At 50.8% G+C, this 17,625-nt stretch carries 14 protein-coding genes; 8 read left to right on the top strand and 6 right to left on the bottom strand.

Annotated features, from left to right (window positions below; all coding sequences use genetic code 11):
• Window positions 1-19: 19 nt before the first annotated feature.
• From ACYAC5_RS20435 to ACYAC5_RS20425, 3 genes are all read right to left on the bottom strand, one after another.
• Complete coding sequence (locus ACYAC5_RS20435) at window positions 20-931, bottom strand: phytanoyl-CoA dioxygenase family protein (protein ID WP_137387209.1); 912 nt, start codon at window positions 929-931, stop codon at window positions 20-22.
• A 248-nt stretch (window positions 932-1,179) separates the two neighbouring features.
• On the bottom strand, window positions 1,180-1,821 hold the full coding sequence (locus tag ACYAC5_RS20430; RefSeq protein WP_222234214.1) for a hypothetical protein: 642 nt from the start codon (window positions 1,819-1,821) through the stop codon (window positions 1,180-1,182).
• Window positions 1,822-2,692: 871 nt separating this feature from the next.
• The gene (locus ACYAC5_RS20425) at window positions 2,693-3,130 is read right to left on the bottom strand and encodes a VOC family protein (protein ID WP_137387207.1); all 438 of its coding nucleotides are present in this window, start codon (window positions 3,128-3,130) and stop codon (window positions 2,693-2,695) included.
• A gap of 799 nt (window positions 3,131-3,929) precedes the next feature.
• Between ACYAC5_RS20425 and ACYAC5_RS20420 the strand changes: the two genes are divergently transcribed.
• From ACYAC5_RS20420 to ACYAC5_RS20395, 6 genes are all read left to right on the top strand, one after another.
• Complete coding sequence (locus tag ACYAC5_RS20420) at window positions 3,930-5,177, top strand: extracellular solute-binding protein (protein ID WP_277975121.1); 1,248 nt, start codon at window positions 3,930-3,932, stop codon at window positions 5,175-5,177.
• 9 nt (window positions 5,178-5,186) lie between these two features.
• Window positions 5,187-6,095 carry a carbohydrate ABC transporter permease gene (locus tag ACYAC5_RS20415; protein WP_309837274.1) on the top strand — a complete coding sequence of 303 codons (909 nt, stop codon included), beginning with the start codon at window positions 5,187-5,189 and terminating at the stop codon, window positions 6,093-6,095.
• On the top strand, window positions 6,085-6,924 hold the full coding sequence (locus ACYAC5_RS20410) for a carbohydrate ABC transporter permease (protein WP_462063284.1): 840 nt from the start codon (window positions 6,085-6,087) through the stop codon (window positions 6,922-6,924). The genes ACYAC5_RS20415 and ACYAC5_RS20410 overlap by 11 nt, the downstream gene beginning before the upstream one ends.
• Window positions 6,924-7,868 carry a carbohydrate kinase family protein gene (locus ACYAC5_RS20405; protein WP_277975351.1) on the top strand — a complete coding sequence of 315 codons (945 nt, stop codon included), beginning with the start codon at window positions 6,924-6,926 and terminating at the stop codon, window positions 7,866-7,868. The genes ACYAC5_RS20410 and ACYAC5_RS20405 overlap by 1 nt, the downstream gene beginning before the upstream one ends.
• Before the next feature lie 3 nt (window positions 7,869-7,871).
• Window positions 7,872-8,957 (top strand): ABC transporter ATP-binding protein, encoded by a 1,086-nt coding sequence (locus tag ACYAC5_RS20400; RefSeq protein WP_309837269.1) that lies wholly within the window; start codon window positions 7,872-7,874, stop codon window positions 8,955-8,957.
• A 256-nt stretch (window positions 8,958-9,213) separates the two neighbouring features.
• On the top strand, window positions 9,214-10,290 hold the full coding sequence (locus tag ACYAC5_RS20395; protein WP_312463894.1) for a glycosyltransferase family 9 protein: 1,077 nt from the start codon (window positions 9,214-9,216) through the stop codon (window positions 10,288-10,290).
• Window positions 10,291-10,495: 205 nt separating this feature from the next.
• On the opposite strand, the gene bamA is transcribed toward ACYAC5_RS20395, so the two are convergent.
• Together bamA and ACYAC5_RS20385 are read right to left on the bottom strand one after the other, a co-directional pair.
• Window positions 10,496-12,928: an outer membrane protein assembly factor BamA gene (bamA, locus tag ACYAC5_RS20390; RefSeq protein ID WP_462063282.1), complete on the bottom strand. Its 2,433-nt coding sequence runs from the start codon at window positions 12,926-12,928 to the stop codon at window positions 10,496-10,498.
• 214 nt (window positions 12,929-13,142) lie between these two features.
• The gene (locus ACYAC5_RS20385) at window positions 13,143-14,552 is read right to left on the bottom strand and encodes an MFS transporter (RefSeq protein WP_462063280.1); all 1,410 of its coding nucleotides are present in this window, start codon (window positions 14,550-14,552) and stop codon (window positions 13,143-13,145) included.
• Window positions 14,553-14,667: 115 nt separating this feature from the next.
• Here ACYAC5_RS20385 and ACYAC5_RS20380 point away from each other — a divergent pair, with 115 nt between their 5' ends.
• Window positions 14,668-15,522 (top strand): helix-turn-helix transcriptional regulator, encoded by an 855-nt coding sequence (locus tag ACYAC5_RS20380; protein WP_110867004.1) that lies wholly within the window; start codon window positions 14,668-14,670, stop codon window positions 15,520-15,522.
• Window positions 15,523-15,526: 4 nt separating this feature from the next.
• On the opposite strand, the gene ACYAC5_RS20375 is transcribed toward ACYAC5_RS20380, so the two are convergent.
• The gene (locus tag ACYAC5_RS20375) at window positions 15,527-16,519 is read right to left on the bottom strand and encodes a glycosyltransferase family 32 protein (protein WP_462063278.1); all 993 of its coding nucleotides are present in this window, start codon (window positions 16,517-16,519) and stop codon (window positions 15,527-15,529) included.
• A gap of 337 nt (window positions 16,520-16,856) precedes the next feature.
• Between ACYAC5_RS20375 and ACYAC5_RS20370 the strand changes: the two genes are divergently transcribed.
• On the top strand, window positions 16,857-17,564 hold the full coding sequence (locus ACYAC5_RS20370; protein WP_462063423.1) for a phage antirepressor KilAC domain-containing protein: 708 nt from the start codon (window positions 16,857-16,859) through the stop codon (window positions 17,562-17,564).
• The last annotated feature ends 61 nt before the right edge of the window (window positions 17,565-17,625 follow it).

Genomic DNA, 17,625 nt, shown 5'->3' with positions numbered 1-17,625 from the left:
CCCCCCCGCGGTTAATCGATTAGATTGAAAGATCTCTGTATTCCTGCCCGGCAAATAGAGCGCTGTCAACAAGGCGATCGCCCTCATTCTTAGCTACTTCCAAGTGGAATTTTGTTGGACCTGCATACTTAAAGTAATTTCTTGGGATTTCCAAATCGCTGGCTCGTTTGGCATCATATGTGCTTTCAGAGCAGAAGAAACGCATAACAAACGCTGCACGGATATCTACCTCTCCTTCGCCAAGCATTATGCTTCGATGGATAACGTATTTGTCAAAAATAAGCGCATCTCCTACTTCAAATTCATCCTCTACTCCAAAGTGATTAAGAATAGCCATCTGTGCGTTATCGTTAAGAGGACCATCACGCCACTGAACGAAATCGTCTGTAGTAGGATTCTCATTCGCGTCAATTTTTTGCTGCAGCATACTGAACACGGAGGGATCTATATGACTGTAAAGATAGTCACCGTTTACGCGATTTTTTGGTACGTAAGCCATACCCCCACGTTGCCCTTTTGGATTAATATTAACTAAAGGAGCCCAGATCGTGCATCCAAAATCTTCAGCATGATGGTAGCCAAAACTCTGTGTACCGATATGCCATGGAAAGCCTTTATTTTTGAGCTTTTCAAGCTCAAAAGATAATGCTTGTGCATAAAACATATTCCTTCCAGTCAGGTCTTTCATTGCCTTCTTAAATGCTGGATCTTTCAACAGACCAATCACTACCTCATCGCCATCGTACATGTCAAAAGCTAATCGACTGAACCCGGTCTGATACTTATCAGTAGGTTTATCAATGTACTGACCAATAGTTGACTTGATATAACTAACAAACTCTGGAGAATAAAAACCTTTTAACAAAAGGAAACCTTTCTCTTGAAAATCAGAAATTTGATCTTTCGTTAAGCTGAACTTTTTATTAATCACTTCACTACTCCATTTTTAAAGCCCATTAGGGCAAGAACAACCATTAGGTTGAGATAAAACTTTTCCCTTTGATGATTAATTTGTAATATTCAGCAGCGCATCATAATAATCAGCTCGCGCATCTAAATAAATTGAAGCTCCGAGCATAACAGCTTTCTTATTTTTTATTTTTTATTTTGTTACCTAATAATGGAATGAGTTCTTCTTGAATCCACCCATCTGAATAATCAATATTATTTTTTATTTTTTCATAAATCATCAGAATTTTTTTTATTTTTTATTCCAAGCCGTAGTGCTCCTTGCATTACCTTTTCAATCAAAAGCGGCATTGTTAATTTTTGCGCAGCGATGATGCCGACTAATTGATAAAAATACTCTTCATAATCGGCCTCAATGAAAAGCACGTCTTGAGGACAATCACAACCAATGCCAATATCGTCACTGCTGTTTAGGTAGGATTTAACATCTCGCATTTCTAGCAAGGTAATCAATGCGTTGTGGTACATCTCTCCAGAATTGAGCCAGAGTTTTTTCAACGCGTAGTATTTTTCATGATTTCCATATATGTGCAATCCAGAATGTAAATTGAATTCATCAATACAAATCGATGCTTCAAGTAGTCTATCAAAAATCTGTAAATTTATGGATTTTTTGACTTTCAAAAACAACATATGATTAGAGGCTTTATGCCTTAGGCATAAGCTAATAAGAGTATGAGGGAAGTTATTTAAATTATTATCGCCATTCACATTCTTAATGCGCTTTAATTTTAACCAGCTTTCACCAGAGGTGGATTTGGATCTAGCCCCACCCTCACAAACATGTAATAAAAGTGAAGGGTTTAGTGCCAAGAAAGAGATAATTGATATCCATTTTTGTCGTAGATTCATTCCATAAATGCTCAATTTGCAACCAGATATTTACATTGCATTTACTTTAACTGCATTGAATTTACATGTCACTAAACTTATAAGTGCATGATATTTGTATAAATAACATCGAATTTGACTTACAACGCTTAAAAAACACACTGTTTTCGGGGCTTTTGAATTCCGCTAACATATAAATCTCTACCCGAGGCAATCAATTCAGTTAAATTAACCAAATTGGTTATAAATCAATCTAAATTAAATCCAATCATAAAATATATATATCTTTTTCCGATCATAGCTCTGTGACTAATTTACGACAATATTCCACTATGTCATTATTAATACGCAAATAGAAATGCAGTGAAACCAATCAGTATGAAAGAAGAGTTAGTTATGAAAAGAATAAAATTATTAACAATGTTTATCTTTATTTTTTAAACCACCCATCAAAATACTTATGATGGATTGAATTTAAGTCTGTACAGACCATCTGGATAAAATAGAACCAAATCAATTAATCATCTAAATCCATCTAACCAGACAGCTGTGATCATGCCGTCAGGCTAAAGTCACATCCATTAACGGTTAGTCGAGGTTTACCAGCATCGCTGATTTGTTCACTTTAGTTGCGAGGCTGACTCGATAGCACAGACAGGAGTTCTACACATCAATATGTGCGGAAACTTATTCACAAAAGCAAAGAAATTTTTATCAACATTGCAAAGTGAACAATCAGATCTTAAACCCCTAGCCCCGCCCTAAACGTGAAGTAACATCCGCTGCTCGCTCAAAGAGGACATTGGTCTGGCGTCGTCCGCTCTTTTCACTAAGAGGGCTTTGCAAACATCACGGTTTTAATTAAAGGATAACAGCTAATAATATGTGGGTCTCATTGGCTGCGTTCCATCAATTCAAGCGTCTGACCATCAGGACTTTGTAAATATATTACTCTGGTACCCTGCATGGGTCCTGACGACACTGTTTGAGGTTTACCCGGCGTCTTCCAACCGTAGTCCGATACTTTGCCTAAGAGCGTATCAAGATCCTCAACCATAAAAGCAAGGTGAGCGTAGCCTGGGATATAGGGCGCTGAAGGTTCTTCTGGCTGCTCAATGTTATTGTATTGAAGTAATTCAATTCGAATATCAGCCAGTTCAAGCAAAGCCATTCGTACATCAGCTCCCCTTGCACCTGTAACCTCATCGATTATAGGCCCAGACATTTTTCCTTCACGTAATAATTTACCGCCAAGAATCTGAGTCCAGAATAATAATGAGTCTTCAATATTTTTAACTGAAAAACCAACGTGATTGACACTTAAGATCATGTGATTACCTACTGAGTTTTGAAAGTCCATTAGCCAACTATATAAAAAGAATGCTTTATTTCTACACCATAAATGCGCGAACGTTTTACAAGCCTGCATCTTTTATCGATAAATTGCGAATATCCTCTTTTCGCTCGAAGCTGTCTCTAATTTCCAATCGCAAAGAAGGGCTGCGGCAATTCAGTGAAGCACTATTATGTTAGAAGAGAGCATACGGTAGGATCACTTGAGGATAAGCAGAATGCTTCTGGAAAAGCTCAGGTTGCTTTAAGTTCGGAGGAAGGACAGTGAACTCTGGTTTTTCACCAGGGAACGCCAGCAGTAGATGGTGCTTAGGTTCAAGATGCGGTGTTATGTTTGATGTGACAGAACTATCTAAGCCGTCATCATTTTGACGTCCGCTTTTGGCTGTATTATCAGCCGAAAATCTCATCCTAACCAGCTACTGATAACGGCATTTCGCCGTTAAGAGATGCGCTTTCATGCAGCAAGCCTCAACGCAACTGCACCTAAACAATGCATTCGGCAAAAAGCTGATCGGCACTTTTCACAACTGTCCTCCTTTTTAAAACCACATGAATATCTATGATCGGCCACACATTTTACAATCTGTTTACCTGACAGCGGCAAAAATCTGTGCAAAGTAGTGTCCAGCGGCAAACGAGATTTATGCCCTGGCACGTCAATTGCTTTAGCTAACCGATGTCAGCCGCAGCAACCTGACAACCTGTGCGCGTTATTAAATCCATCAAATTGATTTAATAAAACACCCTCTTTTTGCATCAAGGCGGAAAACACCATGAAAATCCGATTCAACCCAGTCATAAAAGGATGTTTTGCAGCGGTGCTGTTAGCCAGCGTAGGCAGCGCGGCAGCGGCAACCACGTTGAATGCATTGTTTATGACGCAGGCGGCGTATAGCGAAAATGATATCCGCGCCATGACGCAGGCGTTTCAGAAAACGCACCCAGAGGTGCAGGTTAATCTTGAGTTTGTGCCGTATGAAGCGCTGCATGACAAAATTGTTGCGGCGCGTGGCGCGGGCGGTAACGGCTACGATGTGGTGCTGTTCGATGCCATCTGGCCGGCAGAATTCACTAAGTTCGATCTGTTGCAGGACGTCAGCAGCCGCATCAGCGCTGATGAAAAAGGGCAGATTTTCCCCGGCGCAATGAACACCGTTGAGTTCAAAGGCAAAACCCTCGGCATGCCGTGGATCCTCGATACCAAATATCTCTATTACAACAAAGCGATGCTGGAAAAAGCCGGTATCACCACCCCGCCGCAAACCTGGCAGCAGGTGATGGATGATGCGCGCATCATCAAGCAGAAAAACATCGTGAAATATCCGCTGGTGTGGAGCTGGTCGCAGGCGGAAGCGCTGGTGTGCGATTACACCACGCTGGTATCAGGTTTCGGTGGCAAGTTCTATAACAACGACAAACTCGATTTCTCCTCCCCGGCCTCGCTGCAAGCGGTGAAGCTGATGAAAAGCTCGCTGGATGAAGGCTTGAGCAATCCGGCTTCACGCGAATATCTGGAAGAGGATGTGCGTAAAGCCTTCTCCAATGGCGATGCAGCTTTCGCGCTCAACTGGACCTACATGTACAACATGGCCAACGATCCTAAACAAAGTAAGGTCGCCGGCCAGGTGGGCATCGTTCCCGCGCCAGGCGATGCGCCGGGCAAATTCGGTGCGGTAAACGGTTCGATGGGCCTTGGCATCACTAAAGGCAGCACGCATGCGGATCAGGCATGGCAATACATTCGCTACATGACTTCACAGCCGGTACAGAACCAATACGCCACGCTGAGTCTGCCGATCTGGAAAAGCTCGTATCAGGATCCGGCGGTGCTGAAAAACCAGGAAAGCCTGATCGCGGCGGCGGATAAGTCGCTTAACGTGATGCTGTCGCGTCCGGAAACGGCTGACTATTCGCGTCTCTCCAACACGCTGCAGCAGCAGTTGCAGCAGGTGCTGGTGGGCAGCGCAACGCCAGATGCCGCGCTGCAAGCGGTAGATAAGAGTGCGGCGCGTCTGCGCTAAGGGGCAACAATGCTGAGTTTGCGTCAACGCGAACAATGGCAGGCATGGGTGCTGCTGGCACCCATGTTGTTGGTGATGATGTTGCTCACCGCATGGCCGCTGTTACGCACCATCTGGCTGAGTTTCACCGATGCCGCCCTGATCGGCAGCGGTGAAGCGCCGGGCTGGATTGGCTTTGAAAATTATCTGTTCGCCATCACCGATGCGGATTTCCGCAGTTCGCTATGGCGCACGCTCTATTTCACCGTGGTGTCGGTGGCAATTGAAGGCGTGATCGGCGTGCTGGTAGCGCTGTTGCTGAACCAGAAATTCGCCGGTCGCAACGTGCTGCGCGTGCTGGTGATTTTGCCGTGGGCGCTGCCGACCATCGTTAACGCCATGATGTGGCGTCTGAATTTCAACCCGGATTACGGCAGCATCAACGCCCTGCTGACGCAGTTAGGGATCATTGATGGCTATCGCAGCTGGCTGGGTTCGCCGGATTCGGCGCTCAACGCGGTGATGTTCGCCGATATCTGGAAAAACTATCCGCTGGTGACCTTACTGGTGCTGGCGGCGCTGCAATCGATCCCCGACGATCTGTTTGAAGCCGCACGATTGGATGGCGCATCGGCGTGGCGGCGTTTTCGTGCTATCACCTTCCCGGCGATTGTTGGCCCGCTCAGCGTGGCGCTGGTGCTGCGCACCATCGACGCTTTCAAAATCTTCGACATCATCTACGTAATGACGCGCGGCGGTCCGGTCGATAGCACCAAAACCCTGAGTTTTTACGTGTATCAGGAGTCGTTTAGCTACCTGCGGGCCGGCAGCGGCGCGGCCTACGCGATGTTGATGACCTTACTGTGCGCGGTGCTGATCACGCTTTACATGTTGTTACTGTGGCGCCAGCGCTGCAAAGGAAGCGCTTATGAAGGTTAAATTGCGCCATGTCGGTAAATACGCCGCCGCGCTGCTGGTGGCGTTCTCGGTGTTAGCGCCGATGGGCTGGCTGTTTTTGATGAGCGTCAGCGCCGCCAGCGATCTCACCCGCGTACCGCTGGAGTGGCTGCCGCGCCAGTGGGATTTCACCCGCTATGGCAAGCTGCTGTCGCTGGAGCCTGGCCAGCCGGGCGTGCTGTTTCTGCATGCACTCGGCAACAGCCTTTTAGTCGCCACCAGCGCGACAATCATCTGCTTACTGCTGGCCATTCCAGCGGCGTTCAGCTTCTCGCGCTACCGCGGGCGCGACGGCTGGCTATTCGCCTCACTTGCCATCTATATGGTGCCGCCGGTGGCATTCGTGTTGCCGCTCTACTTCCTGTTGCAGCAGTTCGATCTGCTCAACACGCGGCCCGGATTGATCATCGTTTACTGCTCGCTGATTCTGCCGTTCCTTACCTGGATGCTGAAAAACCAGTTCGATACGCTGCCGCAGGATATTGAGCAGGCGGCGCGGCTCGACGGCCTGCGCGTCTGGCAAGTGCTGTTACGCATTACGCTGCCGCTGGCGAAGCCGGTGTTGGGGGCCGCCGCACTGTTTGGCTGGCTGCTGGCGTGGGACGAATTTTTCTATGCGCTGCTGTTTACCAGCAATATCGCCGCACAAACCTTACCGGTCACCATTGCCGGATTTACCGCCGGACGCGCCACCGATGATGGCTTAATCGCTGCCGTTGGCATTCTGGCGTCGGTGCCACCGCTGTTTATTGCCATCTGGCTGCAGAAGACGCTGGTTAGCGGCCTTGCCAGTGGCGGGAGCAAAGGATGATGGAGCAGAAACTCACCGCCACGCTGTATGTGGTAGGCAACATTAATGTCGATTTGATCATGGGAACGCTGGATAACTGGCCGCAGCGCGGTACTGAAGTGATGCTGAATCACAGCGAACTGCGTCCTGGCGGCTCGGCGGGCAACTGCGCGCTGGCGCTGGAAGCGATGCAGGTGCGCCATCGCGCGGTCGCCAATCAGGGCAATGATGGCCTGAGCGCCTGGCTGGCGAGTCATTTTCCGCACAGCGCTGCGCACTGGACGCGCTACAGCTGCGAAACCTCGCTTACCGTTGGCGTGACGCATTCGGATCACGAACGCTCTTTCCTGAGTAATCTCGGCCATATCGTGCAACTCACCGCGCAGGATGTGCTGGATCAACTGCCGGCTACCGCGTCTGACGGCGATATCGTGCTGCTGTGCGGCACCTTTTTGTGTCTGCATCTGTATGACGATTATCCGGCGCTGCTCGCCGAGTTACAGCAGCGCGGCTTTGTCACCGCCGTCGATACCGGCTGGCCGCCGCAGGGCTGGACAAACGAAGTGCGTCAGCAGATCACGCATTGGCTGCCGCTGTGCGACTGGCTGCTGCTCAATGAAGTGGAAACGCTGGGATTGGCGGCGTCAGACGACTTGCCCGCCAGCGCGCAAATGCTGGCGCAACAGCTGAGCGGACGCGGCGGCTGCGTGGTGAAATGCGGCCCGCAGGGCGCGCGCTGCTGGCAGGCAGATAACTCAGTAAGTCAGCCTGCGCGTCCGGTCACGGTGGTGGATACCATCGGCGCGGGCGACAGTTTCAACGCCGGATTTCTCACCGCCCTGCTGCATCAGCAAGATCTCACCACGGCTTTGCAATGGGGGATTTCGGTGGCGTCACTGGCTATTAGCACCTTGCCGCGTCGTTATCCCGACTGGCATCAACTGCAACTTTCCCAGGAGTTTTAAATTATGGCCAGTGTTGAACTCGTAAAAGTGGCCAAACGCTACGCAAAACAGTCGGTGCTGCATCCGCTCGATCTCACCATTCCTGACGGCAGTTTTACCGTGCTGGTTGGCCCATCCGGCTGCGGAAAATCGACGCTGTTGCGCTTGCTGGCCGGGTTGGAGAGCTTGTCGGATGGCGCGATCCTGATGGACAAAGTGCAAATCAACGACCGCGATCCAGCCGATCGCGATATCGCCATGGTGTTTCAGAGCTATGCGCTCTATCCGCACTTAACCGTGGCGGAGAATCTGGCGTTCCACATGCAGGTGAAGAGGGTGAAGCGCGAGGAGCAGCACACTAAAATTGCGCGCATCGCCGGAATTCTTGGCATCGATAAGCTGCTGCAACGCTATCCGCGTGCACTGTCAGGCGGACAGCGTCAACGCGTGGCGATGGGCCGCGCGATGGTGCGAAATCCCAAAGTGTTCCTGTTCGATGAGCCGCTGTCGAACCTCGATGCGCAGCTGCGTATGGAGCTACGCGCCGAGATCAAATCGCTGCATCAGCGTTTCAAAACCACCATGGTTTATGTGACGCACGATCAGGTTGAGGCGATGACGCTGGCCGATCAAATTGTGGTGATGAAGGATGGCCGCATCGTGCAGCAAGGCGCGCCGCTGGCGATTTACGACCGTCCGGCGGATACCTTTGTCGCACGCTTTATCGGCTCACCGCCGATGAACCTGTTACCGGCACAGCTGATCGCCCGCGATGGCGTGCCCGGCGTGCAGTGCCAGGATCTGTGGCAGCCGTTGCCCGCGCGTTGGCAAGCGGCGGCGCGCGAACGTGCTGGCGCAGCCGTGACGCTAGGCGTGCGCCCGCACGATCTGCTGGAAGCCAGCAGCAACGCCGCAGCATTGGTGAAAGTGGTGGAGATCACCGGCGAATCCACATTGTTGCATCTCGAATGGCACGGTCAGCCGTTGCATATGCAGATCGCAGGCCGTCATGCGGCTGTCAGCGGCGAGAGCATTATGCTGGGCTTTAACCCCGAGAAAATTCATCTGTTTGATGCCGAGACGGGATTAAGGTTGGTTGAGTCGCTTTAAGTCGGTGCTCAGGCCAGAAAAGGCCCTTAAGATTGTCATTGCTGTTTAGGGGGCGCATGAGCATCCTATTCGCCCAATCGTTAGTTTCCGTATTGGAGTGCGTACATTGCGCTGAATAGGATGTTCTCGTGAGCTGTCAGAAAGATTTTTTTTAATCACTGAAACCGGTAACATAGGCTCCCTATGACCATTCTTGCCGCATCGTTTCCTCTTTTAAATTTTTCAATGTGGCCTTTTCATATGTACGGGTATTGTTATGCGGTTTCTGAAAACGATTAATAGAAATAAAAACAACCTGTTTAGGAAAATAAAAAAAGCAGCGTTATTGTGTCTTATCCGGACTATACGCACCCGAGATGCTTTTGCACCAGTTAATGCACGTAAGATATTGATCCTTCGCCTCGATGATAAAATTGGGGACATGGTCGTGACGACTGGGACTGCATTTAAACTCGCAGAAAAAGGTTACAGAGTCTCAGTGCTCACTGGTCCGGTATGCGGGCAACTGCTTCATAACTGCGACTATTTTGATCAGGTTATTCAATATAAAAATCGGATGTCACTTGACCTGTTACACGCTCAGAAATTTGATGTTGTCATCGATTTTGACGATGTTCAGGATTATGAACGTCTGAAGTTGGCATGGCTGATGAGACGCAGCAACCATGTAGGCTTTAATAAAAATCTTCCAGGTATTTATAATGCATCCATCCCTTATCTTGATGCCGAGAAGCATATCACTGAACGCCATAAGCGGGTGCTGGCACTGTTCGATATCCACGAAACCCCATTTCATTATCAACTCGGGCGCTGTGTTAAAGAACAAAACAGAGTCAAGAATGCCCTTCGAATTACAGATAGCGATATTGTCGTTTCTGTGAATCCTTTCTCTGGCGCCACGGATAAAGATTTCTCCGAAGAACAGGTCATCTCTCTCATCTACTTTATTCACTCGATTAATCCGGAGATAAAAGTTGTGGTAATCGGGCAGAGCAACAAAGTACGTTCATTCAGTGCGCATGGTGCTTTAATTGTGTCAGAAAGTACCATAAATACCGCAGTTGAAATTGTCCGCATCTCTGACGCGGTAGTGAGTACGGATACTTCCATCGTCCACATTGCTAACGCGCTAAATCGTCCACTAGTGGCACTTTATAATAAGAGGAAGCTCAAGGATACCGGCTTGATCGGCTATAAAACCTGGGCACCAAATTATCCTCAGGGTAATCAGATAGTGATTGAAAATGATTACATTAGTCATTGTTCAATCAACACAATTTTTCCGGCAGTTGAGACTGCAATCCGGGCAGCAAGTATGCTTAAGCTCCCGTAAACACTTTCATCATCTCTAATGAAAAAAAGCCACCCAACATTGGGTGGCGAAATATAGTTAATCACATGCATAACAACGATATTGGCGAACACTCATTCCTTAAGCATTTCACGACTACTATTTTACCCTACTGGCTATTTTATTCTGTCTTCACCGTTTAAAGATAATGTAAAACTCCTCTCAACCTTTAACGGATTAAATACATCTACCAGGTTTTTCCGATATTAAACTGGAACTGCTCCGACTTATCGCCCTCATATTTTTTAATCGGCAATGCATACGAAAACACCAGCGGACCCAGCGGCGACTGCCATTGCAAGGCCACGCCGCTCGACACGCGAATCTGGCTGGGATCGCCGTAATCAGGAATTCCCGCCGCTTTGGTGGCTGCGGTATTCTGCCAGCCGGTATCCCATACGGTGCCGGCATCAACAAACAATGAAGTGCGCAGCGCATCGGCATAGCGCTCGCTGATAAACGGCGTAGGGACAATCAGCTCCGCGCTCACTACCGCCATCGCATTACCGCCCACCGCATCATCCGATTTCTCCACCGGGCAAGCACCGTAACTGCTTTCGCTGCCGCTGCAGCGGTAATAGGCGGCTTTTGGCCCGATGGTGTTGGAGGAGAATCCGCGTACCGAACTGGAGCCGCCGGCATAGAAGTTATCGTAGAACGGTACTTCTTTGCCGCCTAAACCGTCGGCGTAACCGGCTTTACTGCGGCCCATTAGCACCCAGCGATGGTCGCTGCTCAGCGGCAAGTAGCCGTTCGCGGTCAGCGTGCTTTTGTAATAACTGTTGGTGGAACCTGGAATGGTCACTTTGGTGTTGAAACCGGCGCTCACGCCCGAGGTAGGGAAGAAGCCGCGATCCAGCGAGTTGTAGCTCCAGCCAATGTTCCAGAAGAAATCGTTGGCAGTAAATTTGTCCGCCACGGTGGCATCGTCATCGTCGTCATTGCTGGTGATGACTTTTGGATGAATGCCCTGCGAACCCAGATAGCGCCACATTGCTACCTGCGGTGCCATATTGCTTACGCGGTTATAGACGTAATCCAGACCACTGTTCACGCTGCTGTTTTCGCCGATTGGGAAGCTTAACGTGCTACTCGCGCCGAAGCTTTTCAGCGTGTATTCGGAAAGATCGTTATCTTCCGCGCTGTAATCGTTGTAGAACAGTTTGCCGCCAAGACTCACGCCATCCACGGTGAAATAGGGATCGGTAGCGGCGATTTCGACATAGGTTTGATAGCTGTTTTTCGTGCCGCTGAAACTCACAGTATTGCCGGTGCCCATCCAGTTATCTTGGCTAACACCAAGCTGATAACTGATGCCGCTGTCGGTGCCGTAACCCAGTCCAACGTTGAAGGTGCCGGTATTGCGCTCCTTCACTTTGTACACCACGTCCACCTGATCCGGGCTGCCCGGTACGCGCTGCGTATCAACATCTACGCTTTCAAAATAACCGGTACGATTAAGGCGCGCCTTGCCCTGCTCTACCTGATTGCTCGCCAGCCATGCGCCTTCCATCTGGCGCATTTCACGACGCAGCACCGCATCTTTAGAGGTGTCATTGCCCGAGAAACGCACCTGTCGCACCGAGAAGCGCCGCCCGGCATCGACATTCACGTGTAGCTGCACGGTTTTAGCGCTGTCGTCTATTTCCGATTGCGTATTCACCTGCGGGAACGCATAGCCGTAACGACCGAGCAGGCTTTTAATCGCCTCTTCGTTTTGGCTGATTTTTGCCCCGCTGTATAAGCTGCCCGCCGGCATGTGCGCCAGTTTTTCAATTTCGGCGGAATAGCCGGCCATATTTCCGCTCAGCGTTAGGCCGCTAACATGATAAACATCGCCTTCATGAATATTTATCGTGACGTAAATATGCTTTTTATCCGGCGTTAAACTGACTTGTGTGGAATCGAGGTTAAAGCGTGCGTAACCGCGATCGAGATAATAACTGCGCAGCGTCTCTAAATCGCCCGAGAGTTTCTGTTTCTGGTATTTCTGATCGGCGATCAAATTCCACCACGGCACATCGTCGCGCAGCTGGAAATGCGAAATCAGTTCATCAGCGGAAAAAGCGTGGTTGCCAACAATATTGATCTGTTGAATTTTCGCCGACACGCCTTCGGTGAAAATAAACTTCAGATCGACACGGTTGCGCGGCAACGGCGTGACGACCGCTTTGACGCTGGCAGTATATTTCCCGGCGCTGTAATAGAAATCTTCCAGCCCTTTTACCATATCCGATAGCGTGGTGCGGTCCAGCGCTTCACCCACGCGCACGCCCGAGGCATCAAGGTTCTGCTTGAGCTGATCCTCTTTAATCGCTTTGTTACCAGAGAATGAGATGCTGGCAATCGCCGGGCGCTCTTTGACTTTGATCAGCAGCGCATCCCCGTCACGCAGCACCTGCACATCGTCAAAATTGCCGGTGGCGAACAGCGCGCGGATGCTGTTGCGAATATCATCATCATTGACGCGATCGCCAACACGCAGCGGCATATGCAGCAACGCCGCGCCGGGTGCGACGCGCTGAAGCCCAGCAAAGTGAATATCCTTTAGGGTGAAATCATCTGCACCAAAGGCAGTGGTGGTTACCATTAAAAGTAACCCGGTTAACATCTTCTTCATCTGTTGTGAGCCTGCCGTTTTTCCTGTGCCTGATTCAAGCGCCTTGCTTCCGCACCACATAAAAACGGGCTGAACACGCGGTTCAGCCCGTTAACTGCGGCGATATGTTCCGGAAAAAAGACCGCTGAGCCAAAGGTAAATTCAGCGCGCCCCGCGGATTTTCGGTTGTTTTACAATAAGCTGCATCGCTCCTGCCAAAATCCCCGCATAAGAATTACCCTTCTGCCGTTACCGGCTGAAACGTACGGCGATTGAGGCTAGTGAAGATCACCAGCAATGCCATCATCACCAACTCAACGCCGAGCGTACCGGTGATTGCCGCCAGATGATTGCCGTGCGTATAGATCTGCGTGAATACACCGCCCAGCAGCATCGGGCCTAAACCTAACGCCGATTGCTGCACCGTCGACAGCACCGCGCTGCCCGCGCCCGCCTGATGATGCGGCACGCCGCTCATGCCAATGCGGTAGAAGGTGCTGACGATAAACGACTGACCAAAGCCAATCAGCACCGTTGCGGGAATCAGGGTGAAAATACCGACCTGCGGCCAGGCGAGTTGCAGCGTGGCGATCAGGGCCACCAATCCAACCATCTGAATACCGCAGCCCATCAATAAGGCGCCGCGCTTACCTAAACGCTCGACGATGCGCGTGGATTGCATCGCCCCGATAAAATAGGCTACGCCAAGCGCGATAAACGCATTCCCGGATTGAAACGCCGTCAGCCCTAAACCGGCCTGCAGCGTCAGCGCGACGGAAAACATAAAGCCGCTCCAGCAGGAGAAGAACAGCACCGCCAGCGTCAGGCCAAAACGCACGCTCGGCAGACGCAGCAGTGAAGGCGGCAGCAGCGGCGCGCCGTTGGCCGCTTCCAGACGCAGCGAACTCTGGCGCAGACGATGCAGAAACAGCGGGAATAGCACCAGCAGCAAGATGCACGGCCACGACCAATGCAGCAGTGGACCGAGCGCCAGTGCCAGCATCAGGCAACCAATCGCGCCCGCCAGCAGCAAGGTTCCGCTAACATCCACCGGTACGCGCTGCGTGTTCTGCGTCTCCGGCACAAAGCGGCGCGCGGTGATCAGCACAAACAGGCAAATTGGCAGGTTAATCAGGAACACGCTGCGCCAGCCGTAGCCGCCGATATCCGCTTTGATGAGAAATCCGCCCAACACCTGACCGATGATAAAGGCCAGCCCGCCAATGCCGCCGTACAAACCGATGGCGCGCGCATGCGCTCTGCCCTTCAGCGTGATGTGCAGCGTGGCGAGGATTTGCGGCACGATAAAGGCCGCGCCCACGCCTTGCAGCGCGCGGGCAAACATCAACAGGCCAACGCTGTTGGCGATGCCGCATAATAAAGATGCAATACCGAAGATCCCTACTCCGGCAATGAACACGCGACGGCGACCGTAGTTATCGCCGAGGCGACCGCCCATCGCCAGGCAGATGGCAAAGGCAATGCCGTAGACTGCGACGATCAGCGCCAGCTCAATCGCCGTGGCCTGCAGCGTGTGGGCCATCGCGTCTAACGCTACGTTAACGATAGAAAAATCAATCATGGGCAGCAGCTGCCCGGCAAGCAGGACCATCAATCCTGTGCGTTGAAGTTGCGATGTCTGCATCGGTTTTACCTTGTTTTTGCTGTCAGTACGGCATAGCATCACCTAACCATTAAACGGGTACCAGTTCTTGATTATCATGGTATAAATACTACCCGTCTTGTCGAAGGATCTGCTTATGAGCCTGGCATCCGCGCCTGTTACCACCGAACAAAACAACCGCAAATTACTCGGCACCTTTCTGCGCACGCGCCGGGAAAACCTCGATCCTAATCGACTCGGTTTACCTCGCATGCGCCATCGCCGCACGCCGGGTTTACGCCGTGAAGAAGTCGCGCAGTTAGCGGATGTTGGCGTGACCTGGTATACGTGGCTGGAACAGGGACGCGATATCAAAGCCTCGCCGAAAACCCTGACGGCGATCGCTAGCGCGTTGCAGTGCAACGATGTGGAAACGCAGCACCTGTTTTCGCTCGCCGGGCACGCATTGCCCTCGGTGCGCGTGGTGGCCGCCTGCTGCAAAATTGCCGCGCACAATCAGCAGATGCTCGATGCGATCCAGTTACCGGCGATTATTGAGACGCCGCGCTTTGATATTATCGGTTACAACGCCGCGTGGTGTGCCTTGATGGGCGTGGATTTAGCCGAAATCGCGCCAGAAGATCGCAACTGCATCTGGCTGGCCTTCAATCACCCAACCTGGCGCAAAGCGCTGAATGACTGGGATGAAGTGATGCCGCAGATGGTGGCGATGTTTCGCGGGCAGATGGGCGAGCACCTTGGCGATCCGCACTGGGAAAGCTTTCTTGCTCGCTTGCTGAACAGTTCAGATGAGTTTGCTCACACCTGGCAGCGCTATGAATTGGGCCAGGTGGAGAATCGCGTAAAACGTTTTTACCGCGACGAAGTGGGTGAAATGACGCTGCGGCAAAATAACTGGTGGTCGGCGTCACGCAACGGCGATCGCCTGCTGGTGTATGTGCCGGACGATGAAATCAGCGCCGCGGCACTCCAGCAGTTGATCAATCCGTGATGCGTTATGCCTTGCTCGTCAGTGCCGGAATCGGTGTTTGCGGGCGGGCGCCCTTCTGGCTGTTTAACAGAATCTGACCCAATAAGCTGTCTTTATTCACCACGCCATATTTCAGGTTGGTGTCGAGATATTTACGATCAAATCCCGTCAGTTTGGTCAGCGGCGGCAAGACGGCCGGCAGACGATCGACCATCAGCATGCGGCTCAGCTTCACCGGACGCCACTCCACCAGGCTTTGATACAGCAACGCGCTGACTTCGCATTTACGCAGATAGAAGTTGTACAGATTGTTCTCACGCAGCGCCTGCTGCTGCGCGATATACACCACCAAATAATCCGGTGGCGTGATGCCCTGCACAATAGTTTCGTAATTGGGCAGCGCGAGCAAACGACGGAAAAACTCGTCGGCGCCCACTTCAACAATCGGGCGGAAAAAGTGCAGCCAGCGCGCAATAAAGGCATTATTTTTCGGCGCGGCCAGGAACCAGGATTCAATCACCGGATAGGCTTTATCCAGCGTCGAACTGTCGCGATAAAAGGCGATCAAGTCATAACCATCGTCAACATTCACCGCCAACAATTCGTCCATCGTGCGGTTGAGAATGATGGTGGCATCCATCCAGATTCCGCCATAGCGATGCAGCAGTTCCAGCCGGATTACGTCACTTTTATGTGAAGGGCGCATATCCTGATGCACGAAGTGCAGATCGGGCAGATAGTGCTGAATATTCAGGTTATTGATGACGGTTACCTGATAGCCGGGGTTTTCGCGCACGATTTTATCGACAAAAATCTGCACCTCTTCCGGTAGCGTTTCACTTTCCCAGTACATCCAAATCTGACGCGGAATGGCAGCGGGCGCGGTCTGGCGTGCAACTAAATTGATATCCTGCTCTGCGGCAGGATTGTAATCGGGCAGCGTTCTGCGTTTGGTCAGCTTTTTTTCCACCAGTAAACCTAACGAAACCAGATGGGTTTTAAATTTATTCTTTTTCATCGTTTCTCCAGCAGCACAGCCGCCAGTTAACTACATATTGCTGTTAAAAAAGGCACACATCAGCCCTGCACCTAATGCTGCAGAAAGCCGACAAAAGCCCGGAAAATTGGCTCAAAATTATCAAACAGCACTCAGCGCGACAATTTAATAAACCGCTAAAACCTCACTTTAAGAGAATACGTAGAGCGCTGGGTTTGCGGGATCTGGCTTTGTGAAACGTTACGCAAAGCCAAACATCTTAGGTGAACGGTTAAAAATAATACTGGATATATAAACAGTATTGCGTATACTTATTCTACAGCCACAAGGCTGAGTAAGTCTGCAAGAGGTGATAATGATGATGATCTCAACGGAAAGTCTGTCTGCTTTGAATGCATCAATGATGATGAGCAGCCGCGAAATTGCCCATGTCACGGGCATTACGCACGGCGAAGTGAAGCGCCTGGTGAAAAGCCTGGAAACCGCACAGCGTCTTTCCCAGCCTTTGACGGTGAATCTCTATGAGCATCAGGGTGAAGTGCGTCAGGAGTTTCATCTTAACAAGCGCGATTCATTACTTGCCGTTGCCCGGCTTTCGCCTGGCTTCACTGCGGAATTACTCGATCTCTGGCAGCAGCGTGAACAGTTTACCCATCTGCCTGATTTCACCAATCCGGCGGAAGCGGCCCGCGCCTGGGCGGAGCAATTTGAGCAGCGCCGTGCGGCTGAGCAGCAACTTGCGTTGTCGGCCCCTAAGGCTGAATTTTTTGATCGCTTTGTCGAGATCGAAGATTCGCTCGGCTTTCGTCAGCTGTGCAAGATGTTGAAGGTAAAGGAAACTGAATTTCGTGAGTTTTTGTTAGAACGCAACATTATGTATCGCGAAAAAGGCACGCTGGCACCGCAGCAGCACCATATACGGGCGGGATATTTCACCCTGCGCTCCGGACATGGCGAGAATCAGCATGCTTTCTCCCAAGCGCGTTTCACCGCTAAAGGCGTGAAATGGGTGGCCAGTTTATGGGCGGGACATCTGTCAGCGCAGCCGAAAGGTGTGGCTGCATGAAGTGCGCGCAGGTGTCGTAGCGGCGTAATTTATTGCGCGATAAATCGCGCCGCCAGGGAAT

The sequence above is a fragment of the Pantoea sp. y20 genome, assembly GCF_054903455.1.
Note: the sequence above shows the minus strand (reverse complement) of the source record. Positions and strands in the feature narration are given on the sequence as shown.